The organism is Pseudomonas fuscovaginae SE-1 (assembly GCF_000364705.1).
Lineage (GTDB): Bacteria > Pseudomonadota > Gammaproteobacteria > Pseudomonadales > Pseudomonadaceae > Aquipseudomonas > Aquipseudomonas fuscovaginae_A.
Genome location: NZ_AQOH01000100.1, coordinates 1 through 21513, shown reverse-complemented (window position 1 = coordinate 21513; position 21513 = coordinate 1). Strand labels below are relative to the sequence as shown.

18 protein-coding genes and 2 pseudogenes are annotated in these 21513 nt (G+C 62.4%); 13 read left to right on the top strand and 7 right to left on the bottom strand.

Features of this window, described 5'->3' with window-relative positions:
• Positions 1-10 precede the first annotated feature (10 nt).
• From nuoI to K675_RS0111270, 7 genes are all read left to right on the top strand, one after another.
• Positions 11-559 carry an NADH-quinone oxidoreductase subunit NuoI gene (nuoI, locus tag K675_RS0111300; RefSeq protein WP_017903633.1) on the top strand — a complete coding sequence of 183 codons (549 nt, stop codon included), beginning with the start codon at positions 11-13 and terminating at the stop codon, positions 557-559.
• A 9-nt stretch (positions 560-568) separates the two neighbouring features.
• Positions 569-1069: an NADH-quinone oxidoreductase subunit J gene (gene nuoJ, locus K675_RS0111295; protein WP_017903632.1), complete on the top strand. Its 501-nt coding sequence runs from the start codon at positions 569-571 to the stop codon at positions 1067-1069.
• A 4-nt stretch (positions 1070-1073) separates the two neighbouring features.
• A complete protein-coding gene (gene nuoK / locus K675_RS0111290; protein ID WP_017131317.1) occupies positions 1074-1382 on the top strand; it encodes an NADH-quinone oxidoreductase subunit NuoK in 309 nt (102 codons plus the stop codon).
• On the top strand, positions 1379-3232 hold the full coding sequence (gene nuoL / locus K675_RS0111285) for an NADH-quinone oxidoreductase subunit L (protein ID WP_017903631.1): 1854 nt from the start codon (positions 1379-1381) through the stop codon (positions 3230-3232). Before nuoK ends, nuoL begins: the two co-directional genes overlap by 4 nt.
• Positions 3233-3272: 40 nt before the next feature.
• Complete coding sequence (nuoM, locus tag K675_RS0111280; RefSeq protein ID WP_017903630.1) at positions 3273-4805, top strand: NADH-quinone oxidoreductase subunit M; 1533 nt, start codon at positions 3273-3275, stop codon at positions 4803-4805.
• Between the two features lie 7 nt (positions 4806-4812).
• Positions 4813-6276, top strand: coding sequence for an NADH-quinone oxidoreductase subunit NuoN (nuoN, locus tag K675_RS0111275; protein WP_017903629.1), 1464 nt, complete (start codon positions 4813-4815; stop codon positions 6274-6276).
• Positions 6277-6413: 137 nt separating this feature from the next.
• The gene (locus tag K675_RS0111270; RefSeq protein ID WP_026145107.1) at positions 6414-8540 is read left to right on the top strand and encodes a TonB-dependent receptor family protein; all 2127 of its coding nucleotides are present in this window, start codon (positions 6414-6416) and stop codon (positions 8538-8540) included.
• Between the two features lie 88 nt (positions 8541-8628).
• On the opposite strand, the gene K675_RS0111265 is transcribed toward K675_RS0111270, so the two are convergent.
• Positions 8629-9693, bottom strand: coding sequence for an AI-2E family transporter (locus K675_RS0111265; protein ID WP_017903627.1), 1065 nt, complete (start codon positions 9691-9693; stop codon positions 8629-8631).
• Between the two features lie 150 nt (positions 9694-9843).
• Between K675_RS0111265 and yegQ the strand changes: the two genes are divergently transcribed.
• Positions 9844-11172, top strand: a complete 1329-nt coding sequence (gene yegQ / locus K675_RS0111260) for a tRNA 5-hydroxyuridine modification protein YegQ (protein WP_017903626.1) — start codon at positions 9844-9846, stop codon at positions 11170-11172.
• 123 nt (positions 11173-11295) lie between these two features.
• Here the strand turns inward: yegQ and K675_RS34130 are convergent, their stop codons facing one another.
• Positions 11296-12051: a methyl-accepting chemotaxis protein gene (locus tag K675_RS34130; RefSeq protein WP_420066334.1), complete on the bottom strand. Its 756-nt coding sequence runs from the start codon at positions 12049-12051 to the stop codon at positions 11296-11298.
• A 102-nt stretch (positions 12052-12153) separates the two neighbouring features.
• Positions 12154-12978 (bottom strand): annotated as a pseudogene (locus K675_RS34125) (cache domain-containing protein); the annotation flags it as partial.
• Positions 12979-13275: 297 nt separating this feature from the next.
• Between K675_RS34125 and K675_RS34120 the strand changes: the two are divergent.
• Together K675_RS34120 and K675_RS34115 are read left to right on the top strand one after the other, a co-directional pair.
• Positions 13276-14565: pseudogene (locus K675_RS34120) on the top strand (HAMP domain-containing protein); the annotation flags it as partial.
• A gap of 102 nt (positions 14566-14667) precedes the next feature.
• Complete coding sequence (locus K675_RS34115; RefSeq protein ID WP_420066333.1) at positions 14668-15423, top strand: methyl-accepting chemotaxis protein; 756 nt, start codon at positions 14668-14670, stop codon at positions 15421-15423.
• An 18-nt stretch (positions 15424-15441) separates the two neighbouring features.
• On the opposite strand, the gene K675_RS0111245 is transcribed toward K675_RS34115, so the two are convergent.
• Genes K675_RS0111245 through K675_RS0111230 form a run of 4 tightly spaced genes read right to left on the bottom strand, consistent with a single transcriptional unit; the run spans position 15442 to position 18039 of the window.
• The gene (locus K675_RS0111245) at positions 15442-16758 is read right to left on the bottom strand and encodes an ATP-binding protein (RefSeq protein ID WP_017903623.1); all 1317 of its coding nucleotides are present in this window, start codon (positions 16756-16758) and stop codon (positions 15442-15444) included.
• Positions 16755-17423: a response regulator transcription factor gene (locus K675_RS0111240; RefSeq protein ID WP_017903622.1), complete on the bottom strand. Its 669-nt coding sequence runs from the start codon at positions 17421-17423 to the stop codon at positions 16755-16757. Before K675_RS0111240 ends, K675_RS0111245 begins: the two co-directional genes overlap by 4 nt.
• Positions 17423-17731 carry a PepSY domain-containing protein gene (locus tag K675_RS0111235; RefSeq protein ID WP_017903621.1) on the bottom strand — a complete coding sequence of 103 codons (309 nt, stop codon included), beginning with the start codon at positions 17729-17731 and terminating at the stop codon, positions 17423-17425. Before K675_RS0111235 ends, K675_RS0111240 begins: the two co-directional genes overlap by 1 nt.
• Positions 17731-18039 carry a PepSY domain-containing protein gene (locus tag K675_RS0111230; protein WP_026145106.1) on the bottom strand — a complete coding sequence of 103 codons (309 nt, stop codon included), beginning with the start codon at positions 18037-18039 and terminating at the stop codon, positions 17731-17733. Before K675_RS0111230 ends, K675_RS0111235 begins: the two co-directional genes overlap by 1 nt.
• 178 nt (positions 18040-18217) lie before the next feature.
• Between K675_RS0111230 and K675_RS0111225 the strand changes: the two genes are divergently transcribed.
• The 3 genes from K675_RS0111225 to K675_RS32980 all read left to right on the top strand — a co-directional run.
• Positions 18218-19297, top strand: coding sequence for a hypothetical protein (locus tag K675_RS0111225; RefSeq protein WP_017903619.1), 1080 nt, complete (start codon positions 18218-18220; stop codon positions 19295-19297).
• 252 nt (positions 19298-19549) lie between these two features.
• Positions 19550-20788, top strand: coding sequence for a tyrosine-type recombinase/integrase (locus tag K675_RS0111220; RefSeq protein WP_017903618.1), 1239 nt, complete (start codon positions 19550-19552; stop codon positions 20786-20788).
• A gap of 81 nt (positions 20789-20869) precedes the next feature.
• Positions 20870-21513: hypothetical protein (locus tag K675_RS32980; protein WP_157383927.1), on the top strand; the 644-nt coding region annotated here is incomplete at its 3' end.

Below are 21513 nucleotides of genomic sequence, written 5' to 3'. Positions count from 1 at the left end.
GATTTGACCCATGTTCAAATATATTGGCGACATCGTTAAGGGTACCGGTACCCAGCTGCGAAGCCTGGTGATGATTTTCGGCCATGGCTTCCGCAAGCGCGACACTCTGCAATACCCGGAAGAGCCGGTCTACCTGCCGCCGCGCTACCGCGGCCGCATCGTCCTGACCCGCGACCCCGATGGCGAAGAGCGCTGCGTGGCGTGCAACCTGTGTGCAGTGGCCTGTCCGGTCGGTTGCATCTCGCTGCAGAAGGCCGAGACCGACGACGGTCGTTGGTACCCGGAGTTCTTCCGCATCAACTTCTCGCGCTGCATTTTCTGCGGTCTCTGCGAGGAAGCCTGCCCGACCACCGCGATCCAGCTGACACCGGATTTCGAGATGGCCGAGTTCAAACGTCAGGACCTGGTCTACGAGAAGGAAGATCTGCTGATCTCCGGCCCCGGCAAGAACCCTGACTACAACTTCTATCGTGTTGCAGGTATGGCCGTTGCCGGGAAGCCGAAAGGCGCCGCGCAGAACGAAGCCGAGCCGATCAACGTGAAGAGCTTGCTGCCTTAAGGAAGAACGATGGAATTCGCTTTCTATTTCGCATCGGGTATCGCGGTTGTGTCCACGCTTCGCGTGATCACCAACACCAACCCCGTGCACGCCCTGCTCTACCTGATCATTTCGCTGATCGCCGTGGCGATGACCTTCTTCAGCCTCGGCGCGCCGTTCGCCGGTGCCCTGGAAGTGATCGCCTACGCCGGCGCCATCATGGTGCTGTTCGTCTTCGTGGTGATGATGCTCAACCTGGGGCCCGCCTCGGTGCTGCAAGAGCGCGACTGGCTCAAGCCGGGGATCTGGATCGGGCCGGTGATTCTCGCCGCCCTGCTGCTGGCCGAACTGCTGTACGTGCTGTTCAGCCACAGCAGCGGTATCGGCATCGGTCAAACCACCGTGGGCGCCAAGGCCGTGGGCATCAGCCTGTTCGGTCCGTACCTGCTGGTCGTCGAACTGGCCTCGATGCTGCTGCTCGCCGCAGCCATCACGGCTTTCCACCTGGGCCGCAACGAGGCGAAGGAGTAATACGATGCCTGCTATCCCTCTTGAGCATGGTCTTGCCGTTGCCGGCATCCTGTTCTGCCTCGGCCTGGTCGGCCTGATGGTCCGCCGCAACATTCTCTTCGTGCTGATGAGCCTGGAAGTCATGATGAACGCCGCCGCTCTGGCGTTCATCGTCGCGGGCGCACGCTGGGCGCAGCCGGATGGACAGATCATGTTCATCCTGGTGATCAGCCTGGCAGCCGCCGAGGCCAGTATCGGCCTGGCGATCCTGCTGCAACTGTATCGCCGCTTCCACACGCTCGATATCGACGCTGCCAGTGAGATGCGCGGATGAACATGATCTTTCTGACTTTCGTATTCCCCCTGATCGGTTTCCTGCTGCTGTCGTTCTCCCGTGGACGCCTCTCGGAAAACCTCTCGGCCCTGATCGGCGTCGGCTCCATCGGCCTCTCGGCGATCGTCGCCGCCTACGTGATCTGGCAGTTCAACGTCGCGCCGCCGGAAGGTGGCCACTACACCCTGGTGCTGTGGCAGTGGATGTCGGTGGACGGTTTCGCCCCCAACTTCGCCCTGTACATCGACGGCCTGTCGATCACCATGCTCGGCGTGGTGGTCGGGGTGGGTTTCCTGATCCACCTGTTCGCGTCCTGGTACATGCGCGGTGAAGACGGCTACTCGCGGTTCTTCTCCTACACCAACCTGTTCATCGCCAGCATGCTGTTCCTGGTGCTCGGCGACAACCTGCTGTTCGTGTACTTCGGCTGGGAAGGCGTGGGCCTGTGCTCCTACCTGTTGATCGGTTTCTACTACAGCAACCGCAACAACGGCAACGCGGCACTGAAAGCCTTCATCGTCACCCGGATCGGCGACGTGTTCATGGCCATCGGCCTGTTCATCCTGTTCCAACAACTGGGCACGCTGAACATCCAGGAACTGCTGGTCAAGGCACCCGAGCACTTCAAGGTCGGCGACTTCTGGATCGTTCTGGCGACCCTGCTGCTGCTCGGTGGTGCGGTCGGTAAATCGGCCCAACTGCCGCTGCAGACCTGGCTGGCCGACGCGATGGCCGGTCCTACCCCGGTTTCGGCACTGATCCACGCCGCGACCATGGTGACCGCCGGTGTCTACCTGATCGCCCGTACCCACGGTCTGTTCGCCCTGGCGCCGGATATCCTGCATCTGGTCGGCATCGTCGGTGGCGTGACCCTGGTCCTGGCCGGCTTCGCCGCGCTGGTCCAGACCGACATCAAGCGGATCCTCGCCTACTCGACCATGAGCCAGATCGGCTACATGTTCCTGGCCCTGGGCGTTGGCGCCTGGGAAGGCGCGATCTTCCACCTGATGACCCACGCGTTCTTCAAGGCCCTGCTGTTCTTGGCCTCGGGTGCGGTGATCGTGGCCTGCCACCACGAGCAGAACATCTTCAAGATGGGCGGCCTGTGGAAGAAACTGCCGCTGGCCTACGCCAGCTTCATCGTCGGTGGTGCCGCCCTGGCCGCCCTGCCGATCGTGACCGCCGGTTTCTACTCCAAGGACGAAATCCTCTGGGAAGCCTTCGCCAGCGGTAACCACGGCCTGCTGTACGCTGGCCTGGTCGGCGCGTTCATGACCTCGCTGTACACCTTCCGCCTGATCTTCATCGCCTTCCACGGCGAAGCCAAGACCGAAGCCCATGCCGGCCACGGGATCTCCCACTGGCTGCCGCTGGGCGTGCTGATCGTGCTGTCGACCTTCGTCGGTGCCTGGATTCATCCACCACTGGCTGGCGTGCTGCCAGAAAGCGCCGGTCATGCCGGTGGCGAAGCCAAGCACAGCCTGGAAATCGCCTCGGGCGCCATCGCCCTGGCCGGTATCCTGCTGGCCGCCCTGCTGTTCCTCGGCAAGCGTCGCTTCGTGACGGCCGTCGCCAACAGTGGCATCGGACGCATCCTTTCGGCCTGGTGGTTCGCCGCCTGGGGCTTCGACTGGATCTACGACAAACTGTTCGTCAAGCCTTACCTGGCGATCAGCCATGTGCTGCGCAAAGACCCGCTCGACCAGACCATCGGCCTGATCCCGCGCCTGGCCAAGGGCGGTCACACCGCCCTGAGCCGCAGCGAGACCGGTCAACTGCGTTGGTATGCCGCGTCGATCGCCGCTGGTGCAGTGGTGGTGCTCGGCGCCATCGTGCTGGTAGCGGTCTGACTATGAACCTTGCGACATTGCGAAAGGAATTGAGCCCGTCATGATTCTGCCTTGGCTAATCCTGATCCCCTTCATCGGCGGCCTGCTGTGCTGGCTGGGTGAGCGTACCAGCTCCACCCTCCCCCGCTGGATTGCGCTGCTGACCATGACCCTCGAACTCGCCCTCGGCCTCTGGCTGTGGGCGCACGGGGACTACCACCTGGCACCGGCGCCTGGCGCCGATCCGACCTGGGCCATCGAGTTCAAGCACGTCTGGATCCAGCGCTTCGGCATCAACGTGCACCTGGCCCTCGACGGCCTGTCGCTGTTGATGATCCTGCTGACCGGTCTGCTGGGTATCCTCTCGGTACTCTGCTCGTGGAAAGAGATCCAGCGCCACGTGGGCTTCTTCCACCTGAACCTGATGTGGATCCTGGGCGGTGTCGTCGGCGTGTTCCTGGCCCTCGACCTGTTCATGTTCTTCTTCTTCTGGGAAATGATGCTGGTGCCGATGTACTTCCTCATCGCGCTCTGGGGTCACAGCTCTTCGGACGGCAAGAAGACCCGGATCTACGCGGCGACCAAGTTCTTCATCTTCACCCAGGCTTCCGGCCTGATCATGCTGGTGGCGATCCTCGGCCTGGTGCTGGTGAACTTCAACAACACCGGCGTGATCACCTTCAACTACGCCGACCTGCTGAAGACCAAGATGTCCTCCGGTGTCGAGTACCTGCTGATGCTCGGCTTCTTCATCGCCTTCGCGGTGAAGCTGCCGGTGGTACCGTTCCACTCCTGGCTGCCGGATGCCCACGCCCAGGCGCCCACCGCCGGTTCCGTCGACCTCGCCGGTATCCTGCTGAAGACCGCGGCCTACGGCCTGCTGCGTTTCGCCCTGCCGCTGTTCCCGAACGCCTCGGCCGAATTCGCGCCGATCGCCATGACCCTGGGTCTGATCGGGATTTTCTACGGTGCCTTCCTGGCTTTCGCACAGACCGACATCAAGCGCCTGATCGCCTTCTCCAGCGTCTCGCACATGGGCTTCGTGCTGATCGGCATCTACTCCGGCAGCCAGCAGGCCCTGCAAGGCGCGGTGATCCAGATGCTCGCCCACGGTCTGTCGGCAGCGGCACTGTTTATCCTCAGCGGCCAGCTGTACGAGCGCACCCATACCCGCGACATGCGTGAAATGGGCGGCCTGTGGTCGAAGATCGCCTACCTGCCGGCCATCAGCCTGTTCTTCGCCGCCGCCTCCCTGGGGCTGCCGGGCACCGGCAACTTCGTCGGCGAGTTCCTGATCCTGATCGGTACCTTCGTCAGCGCGCCATGGATCACCGCCATCGCCACGTCCGGCCTGGTGTTCGGTTCGGTCTACTCGCTGATCATGATCCACCGCGCCTACTTCGGCCCGGCCAAGTCGGATGAAGTGCTGCACGGCATGGACGGTCGCGAACTGACCATGGTGCTCGGCCTTGCAGTACTGCTGATCTACCTCGGCGTGTACCCGCAACCGTTCCTCGACACCTCTGCCGCCACCATGCATGGCGTGCAGCAGTGGCTCGGCACCGCCTTCACTCAACTCGCTTCGGCCCGGTAAGAGCGCTATGGAATTCACGATTCAACACTTTATCGCGCTGGCGCCGCTGCTGATCACCAGCCTCACCATTATCGTGGTGATGCTGGCGATCGCCTGGCGTCGTAACCACTCACAGACCTTCCTGCTGTCCTGTGCCGGCCTCAACCTGGCGCTGCTGTCGATTCTGCCGGCGCTGAAAGTCGCTCCGCTGGCGGTCACCCCGCTGGTGCAGATCGACGATTTCGCCTGCCTGTACATGGCGCTGATCCTGGTCGCCACCCTGGCTTGCGTCACCCTCGCCCACGCCTACCTGGGCGACGGTGGTTCGGGCTACCCGGGCAACCGCGAGGAACTGTACCTGCTGATCCTGATGGCCGCGGCCGGTGGCCTGGTGCTGGTCAGCGCGCAGCAACTGGCCAGCCTGTTCATCGGCCTGGAACTGCTCTCGGTACCGGTCTACGGCCTGGTGGCCTACGCCTTCTTCAACAAGCGCTCGCTGGAAGCCGGTATCAAGTACATGGTGCTGTCGGCCGCCGGTTCCGCGTTCCTGCTGTTCGGCATGGCCCTGCTTTACGCCGAAGCCGGCACCCTGAGCTTCACCGGTATCGGCCAGGCCCTGGCGGCCACCGGCCTGCCAAGCCCGATCGCCCAATTGGGCCTGGGCATGATGCTGGTCGGCCTGGCGTTCAAGCTGTCGCTGGTGCCGTTCCACCTCTGGACCCCGGACGTCTACGAAGGGGCTCCGGCACCGGTAGCGGCCTTCCTGGCCACCGCCAGCAAGGTTGCCGTGTTCGCCGTAATGATCCGCCTGTTCCAGATTTCGCCGGTCGCCAGCAGCGGTGTACTGAGCAACGTTCTGGCGGTCATCGCCGTGGCGTCGATCCTGGTCGGTAACCTGTTGGCGCTGACCCAGAGCAACCTCAAGCGTCTGCTCGGTTACTCCTCCATCGCCCACTTCGGTTACCTGCTGATCGCCCTGGTGGCGAGCAAGGGCCTGGCGCTGGAAGCCATGGGCGTTTACCTGGTCACCTACGTGATCACCAGCCTCGGCGCCTTCGGCGTGATCACCCTGATGTCCTCGCCGTACAACGGTCGCGACATGGATGCCCTGTACGAGTACCGCGGCCTGTTCTGGCGTCGTCCGTACCTGACCGCCGTACTGACCGTGATGATGCTGTCCCTGGCCGGTATCCCGCTGACCGCCGGCTTCATCGGCAAGTTCTACATCATCGCGACCGGTGTCGAATCCCAGCACTGGTGGCTGATCGGCTCCCTGGTGATCGGTAGCGCCATCGGCGTGTTCTACTACCTGCGCGTGATGGTCACCCTGTACCTGATCGAACCGAACCTGCGTCGTCACGATGCCCAACTGCACTGGGAACAACGTGCGGGTGGCGTGATGCTGCTGGCGATCGCGATCCTGGCGTTCTTCCTCGGCGTGTACCCACAACCGCTGCTGGAGCTGGTGCAACACGCGGTACTGGCCAGCTAAGCAAACGGCCAGCCACACCCGACACCCCGCCCGAGGCCACTCGGGCGGGGTGTTTTGTTTTCAGCGCCTGCCGAATGCGTTGCGAACCATTCTCGACTTCTATAGGCTGGCCCGCCCTGTTCCGCCGAGCCCTGTCGATGCGCACCGCCCTCCCCTCTTCCCTGTTCCCTCTCGCCCTTTTGTGCAGCACGCCCTTGCAAGCCGCCCCCGCTTCCGTCGAGTTGGGCGAAGTGCAGGTGCGCGGCGAAGAGGTCAGCGAGATCGATGAGGCCCGCGAGCAGTTGCAGCAGGTGCCCGGTGCCAGCAACCTGATCGATCTGAGCAAGGTGGAGAACGGCCGGGTCGCCAGCAACCAGGATGTGCTCGCCTACCAGCCGGGGGTATATGCCCAGTCGGCCGGCAACGACGGCACCAAGGTGTCGATTCGTGGCTCGGGTATCAACCGCGCACCCGGCGCCCACGGCTCGGGTGTCTACACGATGTTCGACGGCCTGCCGCTGACCGGCCCCGGCGGCACGCCCTACGAACTGTTCGAGCCGCTGTGGCTGAGCCGTGCCGAAGTGCTGCGCGGCGCCAACGGTTTCGACAAGGGCTCGCTGGCCCTGGGTGGCGCCATCGACTATATCACCCATACCGGCCGGGATGCCGCGCCCCTGCAAGTGCGCTACGAGACCGGCAGCTACGGTTATCGCAAACGCCAGATCAGCTCCGGCCAGGTACTGGGCGACCTGGACTACTACGTGTCGCTGACCGATTCGGACTACGACGGTTACCAGGACCACACTCGCGGCAGCAGCAAGGGCATCGCGGCGAATGTCGGCTATCGCTTCAGTCCGGAGTTGGAGACGCGCCTGTACCTGCGCTATCGCGAGACCGACAACGAGCTGGCCGGGCGGGTGACCCAGGACCAGATCAAGCATCATCCGCGTTCGGCCAACCCGTCTTACGTCAGCCGCGACGATAGCCGCCCGCAACCGGGCAGCACCTGGCTGGGCAGCAAAACCACGATGTACCTGGACGACGATTCGAAGCTCGAGATCGGGCTGGTTTATCACGACTACCCGATGGACCTGCGCGAAGGGCCCTACCGCCTCAAGGTGGCCTACACCGATGTGAGCGGCACCCTGAACTACATCCGTCGTGACACACTGTTCGGCCTGGAGAGCAAGACGACCGTCGGTTGGCGTAGCACCAGGCACCTGCCCAACAGCGGCGCCTCGGAATCTGTACGGATACCGACCGGTCCCACCGCCGGATACCCGGTCGGCACCAAGACCCGCGATTTCAGTTACCAGGGTTCGGACAACGTATGGCATGCCAGCAACGACCTGGAACTGATGCCCGACCTTTGGCTGACCACCGGCCTGGCGATGATCTACACCCGCCGCGAAAGCGACGTGAGCTATCCGGCAAGTGGCGGCAAGGTCAGCCAGCATGACTGGGACTACGCGCCGCGCGTGGGCCTGCGTTACGAGTTCAGTCCACAGTTGCAGGTTTACGGCAACCTGAGCCGCTCGGTCGAGCCGCCACACCCGTGGTCGCTGATCTGGAGTTCGGGAACCCGCTTTGGCCTGGCTGATGGTGCCTCCAATGGCCGGCAAAGCACACCGATCAAGCTTCAGAACCAGACCGCAACCACCCTGGAGCTGGGCAGCCGTGGCGAATCGTGGCTCGGCAAGTGGGACCTGGCCTGGTACTACTCGGCGGTGCGCCATGAATTGCTGACCGTGGAGATGCAGGCCGCTACCCAGTCCCAGACAGCGATCACCGGCGAAGTGAACGCCAGCCCCACCGTACACCAGGGCATCGAGGCCGGGCTCGACAGCCTGCTGTGGGAGCGCCCGGCCCTGGGCAAGGTCAGCCTGCGCCAGGCCTACACCTTCAGCGATTTCCACTACCGCAATGACCGGGCCTTCGGCGATAACCGCCTGCCCGGTATTCCACAGCACTACTACCAGGCCGAGATCCGCTACGACCATCCGACCGGGATCCATGTCGGCCTGAACACCCAGGTGGCCTCGCGCATGGCCGTGGACTACGCCAACTCCCGCCATGCCTCGTCCTATGCGCTGTTCGGCGCAACCCTGGGCTACGCCTCGCCCAAGCAGGACTGGCAGACCTGGCTGGACCTGCGCAACCTGACCCACCAGCACTATGCCGCGCTGGTGGTACCCGGCTACGACGACAAGGGCACCGACGCGGCACGCTCGGTACCGGGTGAAGGCATGGGCGTGTACGCGGGGGTTTCGTACAGCTTCAGGTGATGTGTGTGGCGTGAGGGCCCTTTCGCGGGCAAGCCCGACGCCTACAGGGCAGGCGGTGCGGCTGGACGCCCGGCCTCCCTGAAAGCGCTCAGGAAGGCAGCCTCACGCGTTTCTTGCTCTCGGTGAAAAGACCCCAACTGGACAGGAACAGGGCGGCGATCAACGGCCCGATGACGAAGCCGTTGAGCCCGAACACCGACAGTCCGCCCAGGGTGCTGATGAGAATCAGATAGTCGGGCATGCGCGTGTCCTTGCCCACCAGGATCGGCCGCAGCAGGTTGTCCACCAGCCCGATCACGAACACGCCGAACAACGCCAGCACCACGCCTTGCCAGATCGCCCCGCTGAGCAGGAAATACACCGCCACCGGGGCCCAGACGATCCCCGCCCCCACCGCCGGCAGCAACGACAGAAACGCCATGACCACCGCCCAGAGCAGCGCGCTGGGAATGTCCAGCAACCAGAAGATCAGCCCACCGAGCGCCCCCTGGGTCACGGCCACCAGCAGGTTGCCCTTCACCGTGGCCCGCACCACGCGGTTGAACTTCAGTTGCAGGCGACGCTTCTGCTGCTCGGCCAGCGGCACTGCCGTACGGATCCGCCGCACCAGCTCCGGGCCGTCACGCAGGAAGAAAAACAGCAGGTAGAGCATGATGAAAAAGCTCATCACGAACTCGAAGGTGCCCTGCCCGACGCTGACCGCCTGGCTGGCCAGGAACTGGCTGCCCTGGGTCACGCCCTCGACCACCTTGGCCTGCAGGCCATCGAGATCGCCCAGGCCGAAGCGATCGAGCATCTGCTGGAAAGAGGCCGGCAGCAACTGCTTGAAGTGCGCCACGTGACCGGCGATATCCAGGCGGCCGCTTTCGATGCTCTGGTACAACGCCGTACCTTCCTGCACCAGCAAGGCGCCAATCACGATTACCGGCAATACCGCGATCACCAGGCAGGCGCCCAGTGTGCACAGCGAAGCCAGGTTGCGCCGGGCTTTCAGCCGCCGCAGCAGCCGGCGCTGCAAGGGCGCGAAGACGATGCCGAGAATGACCGCCCAGAACACCGCGCCATAGAACGGTTGGAGAATCCACAGGAAGGCCAGCGTCACCAGCACCAGCAGGAGCAGCAGGCATTTGTGGTGCAGGGAGGCTTCGTTCATGTCCGGTCCATTTCGGCAAAACACCGGGCCCAGGGCCCTCCTGGCGTTAGTCAGGCGAACGCGGCGATTCGTTCACAAAGTATGGATCCAGATCAATGAAAGCCGAGCGCGGAGGCTTTAATCTCGCCGGCTTTTGCCGACGGTCCGCCCATGTCCTTCCCCGCCCCCGAACTGCTGGCTCCCGCCGGCACCCTCAAGAACATGCGTTACGCCTTCGCCTATGGTGCCGACGCTGTCTATGCCGGCCAGCCGCGCTACAGCCTGCGGGTGCGCAACAACGAGTTCGACCACGCCAACCTCGCCCTCGGCATCCGCGAAGCCCAGGCCCAGGGCAAGCGCTTCTACGTGGTGGTGAACATCGCTCCGCACAACGCCAAGCTCAAGACCTTCCTCAAGGACCTGGCGCCGGTGATCGAGATGGCGCCGGATGCGCTGATCATGTCCGACCCGGGCCTGATCATGCTGGTGCGCCAGCACTTCCCGCAGATGCCGATCCACCTGTCGGTGCAGGCCAACACGGTGAATTGGGCCAGCGTGCAGTTCTGGCAGCAGATGGGGCTGACGCGGATCATCCTGTCGCGGGAGCTGTCGCTGGAGGAGATCGCGGAAATCCGTGAGCAGGTGCCGGACATGGAACTGGAGGTGTTCGTCCATGGTGCCCTGTGCATGGCCTACTCGGGGCGTTGCCTGCTGTCGGGCTACATGAACAAACGCGACGCCAACCAGGGCACCTGCACCAACGCCTGTCGCTGGAAATACAGCGCACAGCCCGCCGAGGAAAACCTCACCGGCGAGATCGTCAAGGCTTTCGAGCCAGAACCGACCCTCGGCCTCGGGGCACCGACCGACCAGGTGTTCCTGCTGCAGGAAGCCAACCGTCCCGAAGAGTCGATGCCGGCCTTCGAGGACGAGCATGGCACCTACATCATGAACGCCAAGGACCTGCGCGCGGTGCAGCACGTCGAGCGGCTGGCACGGATGGGCGTACACTCGCTGAAGATCGAGGGGCGGACCAAATCGCATTTCTACTGCGCACGAACCACCCAGGTCTACCGCCGGGCCATCGACGATGCCGTGGCCGGGCGCGAGTTCGACCGCGGCCTGATGACCGATCTGGAGTCACTGGCCCAACGCGGCTATACCGAGGGCTTCCTGCGCCGGCACGTGCATGACGAATACCAGAACTACCAGAACGGCAGCTCGGTCTCCGAACGCCAGCAGTTCGTCGGTGAGCTCACCGGCCTGCGCCGCGACCGGTTGGCGGAGGTCAAGGTGAAGAATCGTTTCGAACTGGGCAATCACCTGGAGTTGATGACGCCCAGGGGCAACTTTCATTTTGATCTGGAAGAGTTGCGCAACAGCGCGGGCGAGGCGATCGAGGTGGCGCCGGGGGATGGGCACACGGTGTACCTGCCGATTCCGGACCAGGTGGAGCTGGAGTTCGGCTTGCTGATGCGCGATATCCAGGTCAGTCCATAAGCCTACCGGGGCGGCGGTGGCCTCTTCGCGGATAAATCCTGCTCCCACAGCGTTGAGTCGTACACCGGGGAAGGCTTCAAGACTGAGGGCAGGATTTATCCGCGAAGAACGATAACACCGATCTCAGATCCGGAACTGCCCCACCAGCTTGCCCAAACGCTGCCCCAGGTCCGCCAGGCTGCGCGAAGTCTGCGCGCCCTGCTGGGTCTGGTCCGCCACGTTGTCCACCGCCACCGCGATCTGGTGCACGCTGCGGTTGATCTCCTCGGCCACCGCCGTCTGCTCCTCGGCGGCACTGGCGATCTGCGCATTCATCGCGTTGATGGTGCCGATCAGTTGCGCGATGGTATCCAGCGACGCCCCCGCCTCGTTGGCCTTCACCGAAGTGCCGTCACCGGCCTCGCTGGAGCGGCGCATCGCTTCGACGGCCAATTGAGTGCCCGACTGCAGCCGGTCGATCATGCCCTGGATTTCCTGGGTGCTCTGCTGAGTGCGGCTGGCCAGTGCCCGGACCTCGTCGGCGACCACCGCGAAACCACGTCCGGCTTCACCGGCGCGGGCCGCCTCGATGGCCGCGTTCAGAGCCAGGAGGTTGGTCTGCTCGGCAATCGAACGGATCACCCCGAGCACGCTGACGATCGAGGTCACGTCCTGCTGCAGGCTGTCCAGCGACACGCCGCTGCTGCGGATATCCTTCACCAGCGCATGAATCTGCTCGATGCTGCCATCGACCACGCGCTTGGCCGCCTGGCCTTCGGCATCGGTCTGCTGGGCCGCAACCGCCGCCCCCTGGGCACTGCGCGCGACCTCCTGGGCCGCCGAGGACATCTGGTTGATCGCCGTGGCGACCTGGTCGGTTTCGTGGCGCTGGCGCTCCATCGCCTCTTCCGAACGGTTCGCCTGCTCTGAAACCTGGCTGACCAACCCGGTCAACTGGCCGGTCATCTCGGTAATCTGCCGCACCAGGCCGTGGATCTTCTCGACAAAACGGTTGAACGAGCCCGCCAATTGCCCGAGTTCGTCCTGGCTGGTGATCGCCAGGCGATGAGTGAGGTCGCCCTCCCCCGCTGCGATATCGTCCAGATTGGCTTTCATCAGCAGCAGCGGCCGCAGGATGGTATTGGCCACGATCATCCCCACGATCGCAATCACCACCAGCACCAGCAGGGCGACGCCGACGATGCTCAGCACCACGCCTTCCATCCGTTCGTTGACCTTGGTCCGGACCACTTCGACCTGGGCCTCGATGCCATCGAGGTTGACCGAAGAACCGATGGCCATGTCCCACTTGGCCAGGTACTCGGTGTAACCCAGCTTGGGCACCAGCACCGACTCGTTGCCCGGCAGCGGCGAACTGTATTCCAGGTAGTGGGTGCCATTCTTGGCCACTTCCACCAGCCCACGGTTCACATAGACGCCGTTCGGGTCACGGGTGTCCTTGAAGCTCTTGCCCAGGCCCTCGGGACTGTCGCTCTTGAACAGCCGGACGACCTGCGAGTCGTAGCCGAAGAAGTAACCGTCCTTGCCGTACTTGATGCTCGACAGCAATTTGATCACCTGGTCCCGGGAAGCCTGGTCGCCCGGCGCCGCCGCATCGTAGAGCGGCTTGATCGCGGTCATCGCCACGGCGACATGGCTCTGCAAAGTCGCCCGGGCGTTGGCGATGAGCCGCTGGCGGGTTTCCTCGACCTCATGACGGGCCTGGTTCTGCAGGATCAGCACGCTGGTCAGGCTGATCACCACCGCGAACAAAAGCACCGGCAATACGGCGAGGGACAGGACTTTGGCCTTGAGGCTCAGGCGCATGGGGATGCTCTCTTATTATTGGACTGGTAACGGGTTAACGGCCTGGAGCGCGGAAAGTTGAGCAGCCCGCCCCACCGTGCACACTCCGGAAATGCCGAAATATCCTCGGTTTTATCGGCAGAAAATCGACCGTCTACGACGTATTGTCGATTTTCATCGATGTCCATTCAGTGGGATAACGCCGCCCTTTGCTGACGCAGGTCGTTATTTTTTTATTTGAACATTCAAATAAAGAAAAAATCAGGCCTGCCGTTAGCCTTCCAAATCTCTGCACTTCAAGAATAAGGACTTCGGTACATGTCGCTCAGACAGCTTTCCATCCAATGGAAGATCACCCTGCTCGCCGGGCTCTGCCTGTTGGGGATCGTCACGCTACTGGTCAGCCTCTCGCTCTATCGCATGGAGCACAGTTCGGAGCTGGTCAAGGCCTCGAGCATGCAGATGCTCAATGAAGCGGCGCAGGCGCGTATCGAGGCCCAGGGAGAGGTCCAGGCGCTGATCATTCGCCGTCAGTTCATGGATGCCTACCAGTACGGCAACGGCTTCGCCCGCCAGGTGCTGTTTCTGCGCGAGCAGGCCCAGAAGCGCTTTCTCGATGCCTTCGACCTGCGTGAGGACCTGACCCGTCAGGTGAAGGCCGCTTTGCAGGCCAACCCCGACCTGCTGGGCCTGTCCCTGGTGTTCGAAGCCAATGCGCTGGACGGCAAGGACGAACTGTTCGCCGACCAGAAGCCGCTGGGCAGCAACGAAAAAGGCCGCTTCGCTCTCTACTGGTCACAACCGACCCCGGGCAAGCTGACCTCCATGGCGTTGCCGGAAAGCGACATGAGCGATACCAGCACCGGCCCCAGCGGCCAAGCGAACAACACCTGGTTCACCTGCCCGCGCACCACTCTCAAGCCTTGCGTGATCGAGCCGTACTTCTACGAGATCGACGGCCACAACGTGCTGATGACCAGCATCGTCTTTCCGTTGCAGTTCGAAGGCAAGGTGATCGCCTCGCTGTCGGTGGACATCAACCTCAACAGCCTGCAAGCGGTCAGCCAGCAGGCGAGCAGCAAGCTCTACGACGGCCAGACCAGCGTCAGCATCCTCAGCCCGGTCGGCCTGCTGGCCGGCTACAGTCCGGACGCCAGCCAGCTCAGCCAGCGCCTGGACAAGGTCGATACCCTCGACGGTGCCGGCCTGATCCAGCGACTGGCCAGCAGCACACAGACCCAGGTGCTGCGTAGCCACCAGCAACTGAAGATTCTCGCGCCCTTCCAGCCGATCCCCGGCGGCAAGCCCTGGGGCGTGCTGCTCGATGTGCCGGAAAAGGTCCTGGTGGGGCCGGCCGAGGCGCTCAAGGCGCAACTCGACGAGCGCGGCGCCGCCGGCACCCTGATCGAATCCGGCCTCGGCCTGCTGGCGGCGGTGATCGGCCTGCTGCTGGTCTGGCTCACCGCCCGCAGCGTGACCCGGCCGATTCTCGCCGTGGCGCACATGCTGCAGGACATCGCCAGTGGCGAAGGCGATCTGACCCGCCGCCTGCACTACGACAAGCAGGACGAGCTGGGCCGACTGGCCGGTTGGTTCAACCGTTTCCTCGACAAGCTGCAACCGGTGATCGCCGAGGTCAAGCGCTCGGTTCAGGACGCCCGCGGTACCGCCGACCAGTCCTCGGCCATCGCCACCCAGACCAGCGCCGGCATGGAGCAACAATATCGCCAGGTCGACCAGGTCGCCACCGCCTCCCACGAAATGAGCGCCACTGCCCAGGATGTCGCCCGCAGTGCCGCCCAGGCCGCGCAGGCCGCACGCGATGCCGACCAGGCGACCCGCCAGGGATTGACCGTGATCGACCGTACCACCGCCAGCATCGGTCACCTGGCTGCCGACATGAGCGATGCCATGGGCCAGGTCGAAGGCTTGGCGGCCAACAGCGAGAAGATCGGCTCGGTGCTCGAGGTGATTCGCGCCATCGCCGAACAGACCAACCTGCTGGCGCTCAATGCCGCTATTGAAGCCGCGCGAGCCGGTGAGGCCGGACGGGGTTTCGCGGTGGTCGCCGATGAAGTGCGCAACCTGGCCCGACGTACCCAGGAATCGGTCGAGGAGACCCGCCAGGTCATCGAGGAACTGCAGAGCGGTACCCGCGAGGTGGTCAGCTCCATGGGCAACAGCCATCGCCAGGCCCAGGGCAGTGTCGAGCAGGTCAGCCAGGCGGTAACCGCCCTGCAGCAGATCGGCAACGCGGTCACGGTGATCACCGACATGAACCTGCAGATCGCCAGCGCGGCGGAAGAACAGAGCGCGGTGGCCGAGGAGATCAACAACAACGTGGCGACCATTCGTGATGTCACCGAGTCGCTGTCCGGACAGGCCAACGAATCGGCACGAGTCAGCCAGTCGCTCAACCAGTTGGCCAACCAGCAACAGGGCCTGATGGACCAGTTCCGGGTCTGAGGCCAGGCCGGCGGGGCTTCAGTTCCTGCGCGGCAAGTCGATGGTCACCAGCAGCCCGCCCAGCGGGCTGCTCAACAGGCGCATCTGCGCGCCCCAGGCGTCGACGATATCGCGAACGATACCCAGTCCGAGGCCATGCCCGGTGGTCTGCTCATCCAGACGCGTACCGCGACTGAACACTGCGTCACGGTTCTGCTCGGGAATGCCCGGGCCGTCATCCTCGATGCTCAGACGATACCCCCCCACGGTCTCAACGATGCCCAGGCGAACCTCGGCATCCGCCCACTTGCAGGCGTTGTCCAGCAGGTTGCCCAGCAGCTCGAGCAGGTCCTCGCGGTCCCAGGGTAGTTGCAGGCCTGGCGGCGCCGCGTGACTCAGCGACAGATGTTCGCCATGGATCATCCCCAGGGTCGACAGCAGGCTGGGCAACTCCGTGTCGCAATCGAACAGTACGCCGGGCAAGGCGTCACCGGCCAGGCGCGCCCGATTCAGTTCACGGCTCAGACGCTGCTCGATCTGCTCCAGTTGTTCGCGCAATACCTTGCGCAACCCCGGGTGCTCGTCCAGCCGGGCATCCGAGGCCAGGCTCAACAGCACGGCCAAGGGGGTTTTCAGGGCATGCCCCAGATTGCCCAGGGCATTACGTGAACGCTTGAGGCTGTCCTCGGTGTGGGCCAGCAGGTGGTTGATCTGCGCCACCAGCGGCTCCAGCTCCTGAGGGACCTGGGTCTCCAGTTGCGAACGCTTGCCCTGCTGCAACTGGGCGATCTGTTCCCGGGCGTTTTCCAACGGGCGCAGGGCCCGGCGGACGGTGACCCGTTGCAGCAGCAGGATCACGATCAGCGCCGCCAGGCCGATGCCCAGGCCGATACGCTGCATCAACTGGAAGCTTTCCCGGACCGGCGTGTAGTCCTGGGCGACGCTGATGCTGATCGACTGCCCCAGGCGCCGGTAGTCCGAGCGCAACACCAGCAGCATCTGCCCTTCCGGGCCCAATTGCAGGTTGGCGTGCAGTCCCGGTTGCTCCGGCACCGGCAGATCCTGATCCCAGAGCGAACGGGAGCGCCAGTGATGATCGGCGAAATCGATTCGGAAGTAATGTCCGGAAAACGGTCGCTGATAGGCCGGAGACAGGCGCCGCTCATCCAGTTGCAGACCGTCGGGGCCGCGTACCAGGGCGACCAGCAGATTCTCGCTGTCGGCATGCAGGCCGTCCTCCAGGTAGCGCTGCAGGCCCACTTCGAACAACCAGAGGCTGGTTTGCGCCACGATCAGGCCGACGATCAGCAACACGCTGACCAGGCCCAGGCTCAGGCGGCGCTGGATCGACCTCACCCGCCAGCTCCACCGAACAGATAGCCCTGGCCGCGGCGGGTCTCGATCACCGCTCGCCCCAGCTTGCGCCGCAGATGATTGACGTGCACTTCCAGGACATTCGAATCCCGTTCGGTTTCACCGTTATAGAGGTGTTCGGCCAGATGGCTCTTGGAGAGGATCTGCTCCGGGTGCAGCATGAAGTAACGCAGCAGGCGAAACTCGGCGGCGGTCAGCTGAATTTCCGCACCCTCGCGACTGACACTCTGGCGCCCCTCGTCCAGATGCAGGCCCGCGGCATTCAGGGTCGGCTGGTTCGGCTGGCCGTGGGCACGGCGCAGCAGCGACTGGATACGCAATTGCAGTTCTTCCGGATGGAAGGGCTTGGTCAGATAGTCGTCGGCACCGGCCTTGAGCCCTTCGATCCGCTCGGCCCAGGAGTCGCGCGCCGTGAGGATCAACACCGGAATCGTCAGTCCGCCGGTGCGCCACTGGCGTAGCACTTCCAGCCCCGGCAGACCGGGCAAACCGAGATCGAGGATGACCAGATCATAGGGTTCGGTGGCTCCCTGGTACGCCGCGTCGCGTCCATCGGCCAGCCAATCGACCGCATACCCTTGGCGCGCCAGCCCGGCCAGCAGTTCGTCAGCCAGGGGCACGTTGTCCTCTACCAGCAACAGGCGCATCAGTCATCCTCCTCGTCTTTGAGTAGATCGCCATTGCTGGCATCCAGCTTGAGTTCCCGAACGACGCCGGCCTGGGTCAGCAGCTCGACTTCGTAGACATAGAGGCCATGCTTGCTCTCCAGTTCAGCTTCCAGCAGTTTCGCTCCCGGATGATGTCCCATGGCCTGCTGCAACAACTGTTCAAGAGGCAGTATCACCCCTTGCTGACGCAGAAGCAGAGCCTCGTCCTGATCCAGGTCCCTGGCCCATGCCAGAGAACATAGGGTGGCCAGCGCCAGCAGAGCGCAGGCGCGCAAATTGAAGATCATTACCTGTCCTGATGGTCCTTGAGAACCTGACCGCTGATGGCGTCCAATTCAATATCCCACTCAACTCCCTGAGCGTCGCGCAGTTCTACCTTGTAAATGTAGTTGCCGTATTGCTCGTCCAGCTCGGTATCACCCAGGACTGAACCGGGGTGTCTGGCCAAGGCGACGGCCGTCAATTGCTCAAGAGACAGGATTGTACCTGCCGCTTGCAGTTTCGCCGCTTCTTCGTCGGCAATATCCCGTCCCGATACGCCACAGGTGGTGATTGCCAGGGTAAGGAAGATCATCGCGGCGCCTAAGGCTTTTATCATGGGCTCTCCATGGCAAATGGCCATTTACCTGCATCACGTTAACCGCTTCAACTTAAGCGAAACTGAATTTGCCTGGCGGCCCCATGTCCCTATGCTGGCCCGCGATTTTCCCGATACGGCCAGCGGTTCACGACAACCTTCCCTATAATCCGGCTATCCCGAAAACGAGAGCTGTATGACTGCGATCCATATCAAGTTTCCCGCGCTGACCCTCAAGGCTGGCAAGCGTAGCTATCAACGCATCCGCGAAGGCGGACTGAAAGCCGCCGATGTCGGTACCCTGCCTGGCGCAGCGGGCGGCCCGAAAGCCTTGGGCATCCAGGGACTGGACCTGGCGCTGTTCGGTCAATGGTTGCCGGCCAGCCCACGGGAACGCTCGCTGATCGGCGCGTCGATTGGCGCCTGGCGGTTTGCCAGTGCCTGCCTGCCGGATGCCGCCCAGGGAATCGAACGGCTGGGGCAGCTCTACAACGAACAGAGCTTTGCCAAGGGCGTGACCATGGCCGAGGTCAGCCGCAGTTGCGAACGCATGCTGCATGACCTGCTCGAAGGCCGTGATGCCTCGATCCTGAGCAACGAACGCTACCGGCTGAACGTGGTCATCGTCAAAAGCCATGGTTTGCTGGCGGACGATCATCGTGGCCGTCTCGGGCTGGGCCTGTCCTCCGTGATCGCCGACAACCTGCTGGGACGTGCGCGCCTGGCCCGGCATTTCGAGCGGGTGATCCTGCATGACCCGCGTCTCTCCCCTCCCCTGCTGCCGCTGAAGGACTTTCCCTCGCGCCTGCTGCCGCTGACGGCGGAAAACCTGCGCCAGGGCCTGCTGGCCTCGGGATCGATCCCGATGGTCATGGAGGGGGTCCGCGACATCGCCGGCGTCGGCCATGGCACCTATCGCGACGGTGGGCTGCTCGATTACCACCTGGACCTGCCCTACAGCGGTGACGATGTGGTGCTGTATCCACATTTCACCGACAAGGTCATCCCCGGCTGGTTCGACAAAACCCTGCCATGGCGCCGCGGCAGCCCGGACCGTCTGCAGGATGTCCTGCTGCTGGCGCCTTCACGGGAGTACCTGGCCCGGCTGCCCTACGGCAAGCTGCCGGACCGTAATGACTTCAAGCGTTTCATGGGCGACGACAGGAGTCGCCAGGCCTACTGGCGCAAGGCGATGGACGAGAGCCGGCGGCTGGGCGACGAGTTTCTGGAACTGACCGATAACGGTGGACTGGCGCAGCGCCTGCTGGCACTTTGAATCGGTCATTACCGTAGCGGAACTGTTAAACTGCCCAGCTGCATGCATTCTTCAGAGCTGACAATACCGTGGAAATCTTCAAAGATTCCACTATGGGCTCCCGCCAAAAACCGACAAGTACCGACACCATTAAAGGCGCCCGCATACCGGCGCCTTTGTCGTCTTGGATCGTCCCGATACAACCCTACCAATCACGATTTTTTTAGTACATCATCCAGTACATCTACCCTTGATCAATGAGGCAATGTACTAGTGGCACTCACGGATACCGCGGCCAGGCAGGCCAAACCCCGAGAAAAGGGCTACACCCTTGCGGACTCGCTCGGGCTGTCGCTGTACATCGCCGACACCGGCGTGAAGAGTTGGCACTTCAGGTTCACCTGGCTTGGCAAGCAGGCCAGGATCTCCCTTGGGACTTACCCTGAGATCGGCTTGAAGGAAGCGCGTGCGCGGAGGGATGAGGCGCGCGAAGAGGTTGCGCAGGGAATTGACCCGCGCGAATCAAGGAGGGCAAAGAAGGCAGAGCGCATGGACGCCCAGGTGAAGACATTCCGCCGCGTCTATGACGAGTGGCTGGAATTTAGGAAGGGTAGCCTGACCGAGTCAACGGTCAAAGTCATTTCGAATGCGATGGAGCTTGATGTTCTGCCGTCGTTCGGCGCGCGCCAGATCGATTCGATTAAGCGATCAGATGTGATCACCCTCATCCGCCGGATTGAGCGCCGAGGATCGCTTACGACGGCAGTGAAGACAAGGCAGTGGATGGGAAAGGTTTTCCGCTATGCGATAGCCACAGGCATGATAGAGAACAACCCTACGGCGGAAATGCACGCCGTCACCGAGAAGATGGCCCCGCACAAAAACCGACCGTTCCTCGATTTCTCGGAGATGCCGAATATCATCAAGGCCATTGAGAGCAGCGAGTCAGGCCTTCCGCTGCAATACGCGACCAAGCTGCTCATACTCACGGCCTGTCGGCCAGCAGAGGTGCGCAAAGCCGAGTGGTCCGAAATCGACCTGGACACGGCCACATGGTCGATCCCAGCCGGCAAGATGAAGATGCGCCGCGACCACGCGGTGCCGCTGTCTTCCCAGGCCATCGATATTCTGCGGGCCATGCAGTCGATATCCGGTAGCATGAAGTACGTATTCCCGAATCGTTCCGATGCTGCAAGGCCGATCGGCATTAACTACGCCGTCAACTTGCTGGACAGTTGCGGATATACCGGGCGCCAGTCTCCTCATGGATTTCGGCATCTTTTCTCGACGGAGATGAACAGCCGAGGCTACAACAAGGATTGGATTGAACGTCAGTTGGCCCATGCCGACAGTAACTCGATCCGCGACGTGTACAACCACGCTACCTACCTTGAGCAAAGGCGCGCCATGATGCAGGAGTGGGCTGACTCAATCATCCCAAGAACAATGGAAAATAGCACCTTGTCGCCTGGCTCTCGCCCAATCGGCGCGCACCCTGCGATGAAATTCTAATTCCTTCGTGCCAAACAGATGTTTTAAATTACCTTAAGCGGGTAGCATGCAGCCATTTAGCCTAATCAAGATTAAATCAAAATGACGATCAAGATTAAACATCTTTATTTCATCACAATGTTCCTAGCGCCAATCTCTTTTCCGACGGCGGCCGCAGAGCACTCAGAATCAGATATACCAGAAAAGACCGAGCAAGTAATGCCGTCGTGCGAGCTACAGGAATATAAAATAAAAGAAGAAACGCTAATCGGCTCGCCAAAAATAAAAATATCTGACAACAGATCAATAAAAGTAAAAGGAACCGAATACGCTGAATACTTCTCAACTGACGATCTATACAAAATAGATGACAACGGAAGTCAATACTACTTCCGAATAACCGAGAAGAACACAACCGATAGCTCTATATACTTAAATAATGTAGCTTGGCAGGAAAGTAATTACCCTATTACATCTGGAAGACATAATATATACAAAGTCAACACGACCCAGGTGAAAACAGGTAAGACCCTCACAATGCTTGGCGACTCCATCACATGGTGGAGCTACGGCAGGTACTTCCGATGCATGTTGTCGCAGAGCGTGAAAGGAGTAACATTTACAGGGCCGCACACTGATACTTTCGGATTCGGACATGCTGGTGAAGGTGGAAACACTACGGATGAAATGCTATCAAGACTGGACAAGATAGAGCCATCTGACTACTACTTTGTTCTGGCGGGTAC

Coding starts and splice junctions, on each gene's coding strand:
- K675_RS0111240 (WP_017903622.1), bottom strand. CDS start 17,423: ATGCGCCTGTTGCTGGTAGAGGACAACGTGCCCCTGGCTGACGAACTG.
- nuoJ (WP_017903632.1), top strand. CDS start 569: ATGGAATTCGCTTTCTATTTCGCATCGGGTATCGCGGTTGTGTCCACG.
- nuoL (WP_017903631.1), top strand. CDS start 1,379: ATGAACATGATCTTTCTGACTTTCGTATTCCCCCTGATCGGTTTCCTG.
- K675_RS0111235 (WP_017903621.1), bottom strand. CDS start 17,731: ATGATCTTCAATTTGCGCGCCTGCGCTCTGCTGGCGCTGGCCACCCTA.
- K675_RS0111265 (WP_017903627.1), bottom strand. CDS start 9,693: ATGAACGAAGCCTCCCTGCACCACAAATGCCTGCTGCTCCTGCTGGTG.
- nuoK (WP_017131317.1), top strand. CDS start 1,074: ATGCCTGCTATCCCTCTTGAGCATGGTCTTGCCGTTGCCGGCATCCTG.
- K675_RS0111270 (WP_026145107.1), top strand. CDS start 6,414: ATGCGCACCGCCCTCCCCTCTTCCCTGTTCCCTCTCGCCCTTTTGTGC.
- nuoM (WP_017903630.1), top strand. CDS start 3,273: ATGATTCTGCCTTGGCTAATCCTGATCCCCTTCATCGGCGGCCTGCTG.
- K675_RS34130 (WP_420066334.1), bottom strand. CDS start 12,051: ATGGAGCGCCAGCGCCACGAAACCGACCAGGTCGCCACGGCGATCAAC.
- yegQ (WP_017903626.1), top strand. CDS start 9,844: ATGTCCTTCCCCGCCCCCGAACTGCTGGCTCCCGCCGGCACCCTCAAG.
- K675_RS34115 (WP_420066333.1), top strand. CDS start 14,668: ATGGAGCAACAATATCGCCAGGTCGACCAGGTCGCCACCGCCTCCCAC.
- K675_RS0111225 (WP_017903619.1), top strand. CDS start 18,218: ATGACTGCGATCCATATCAAGTTTCCCGCGCTGACCCTCAAGGCTGGC.
- nuoI (WP_017903633.1), top strand. CDS start 11: ATGTTCAAATATATTGGCGACATCGTTAAGGGTACCGGTACCCAGCTG.
- nuoN (WP_017903629.1), top strand. CDS start 4,813: ATGGAATTCACGATTCAACACTTTATCGCGCTGGCGCCGCTGCTGATC.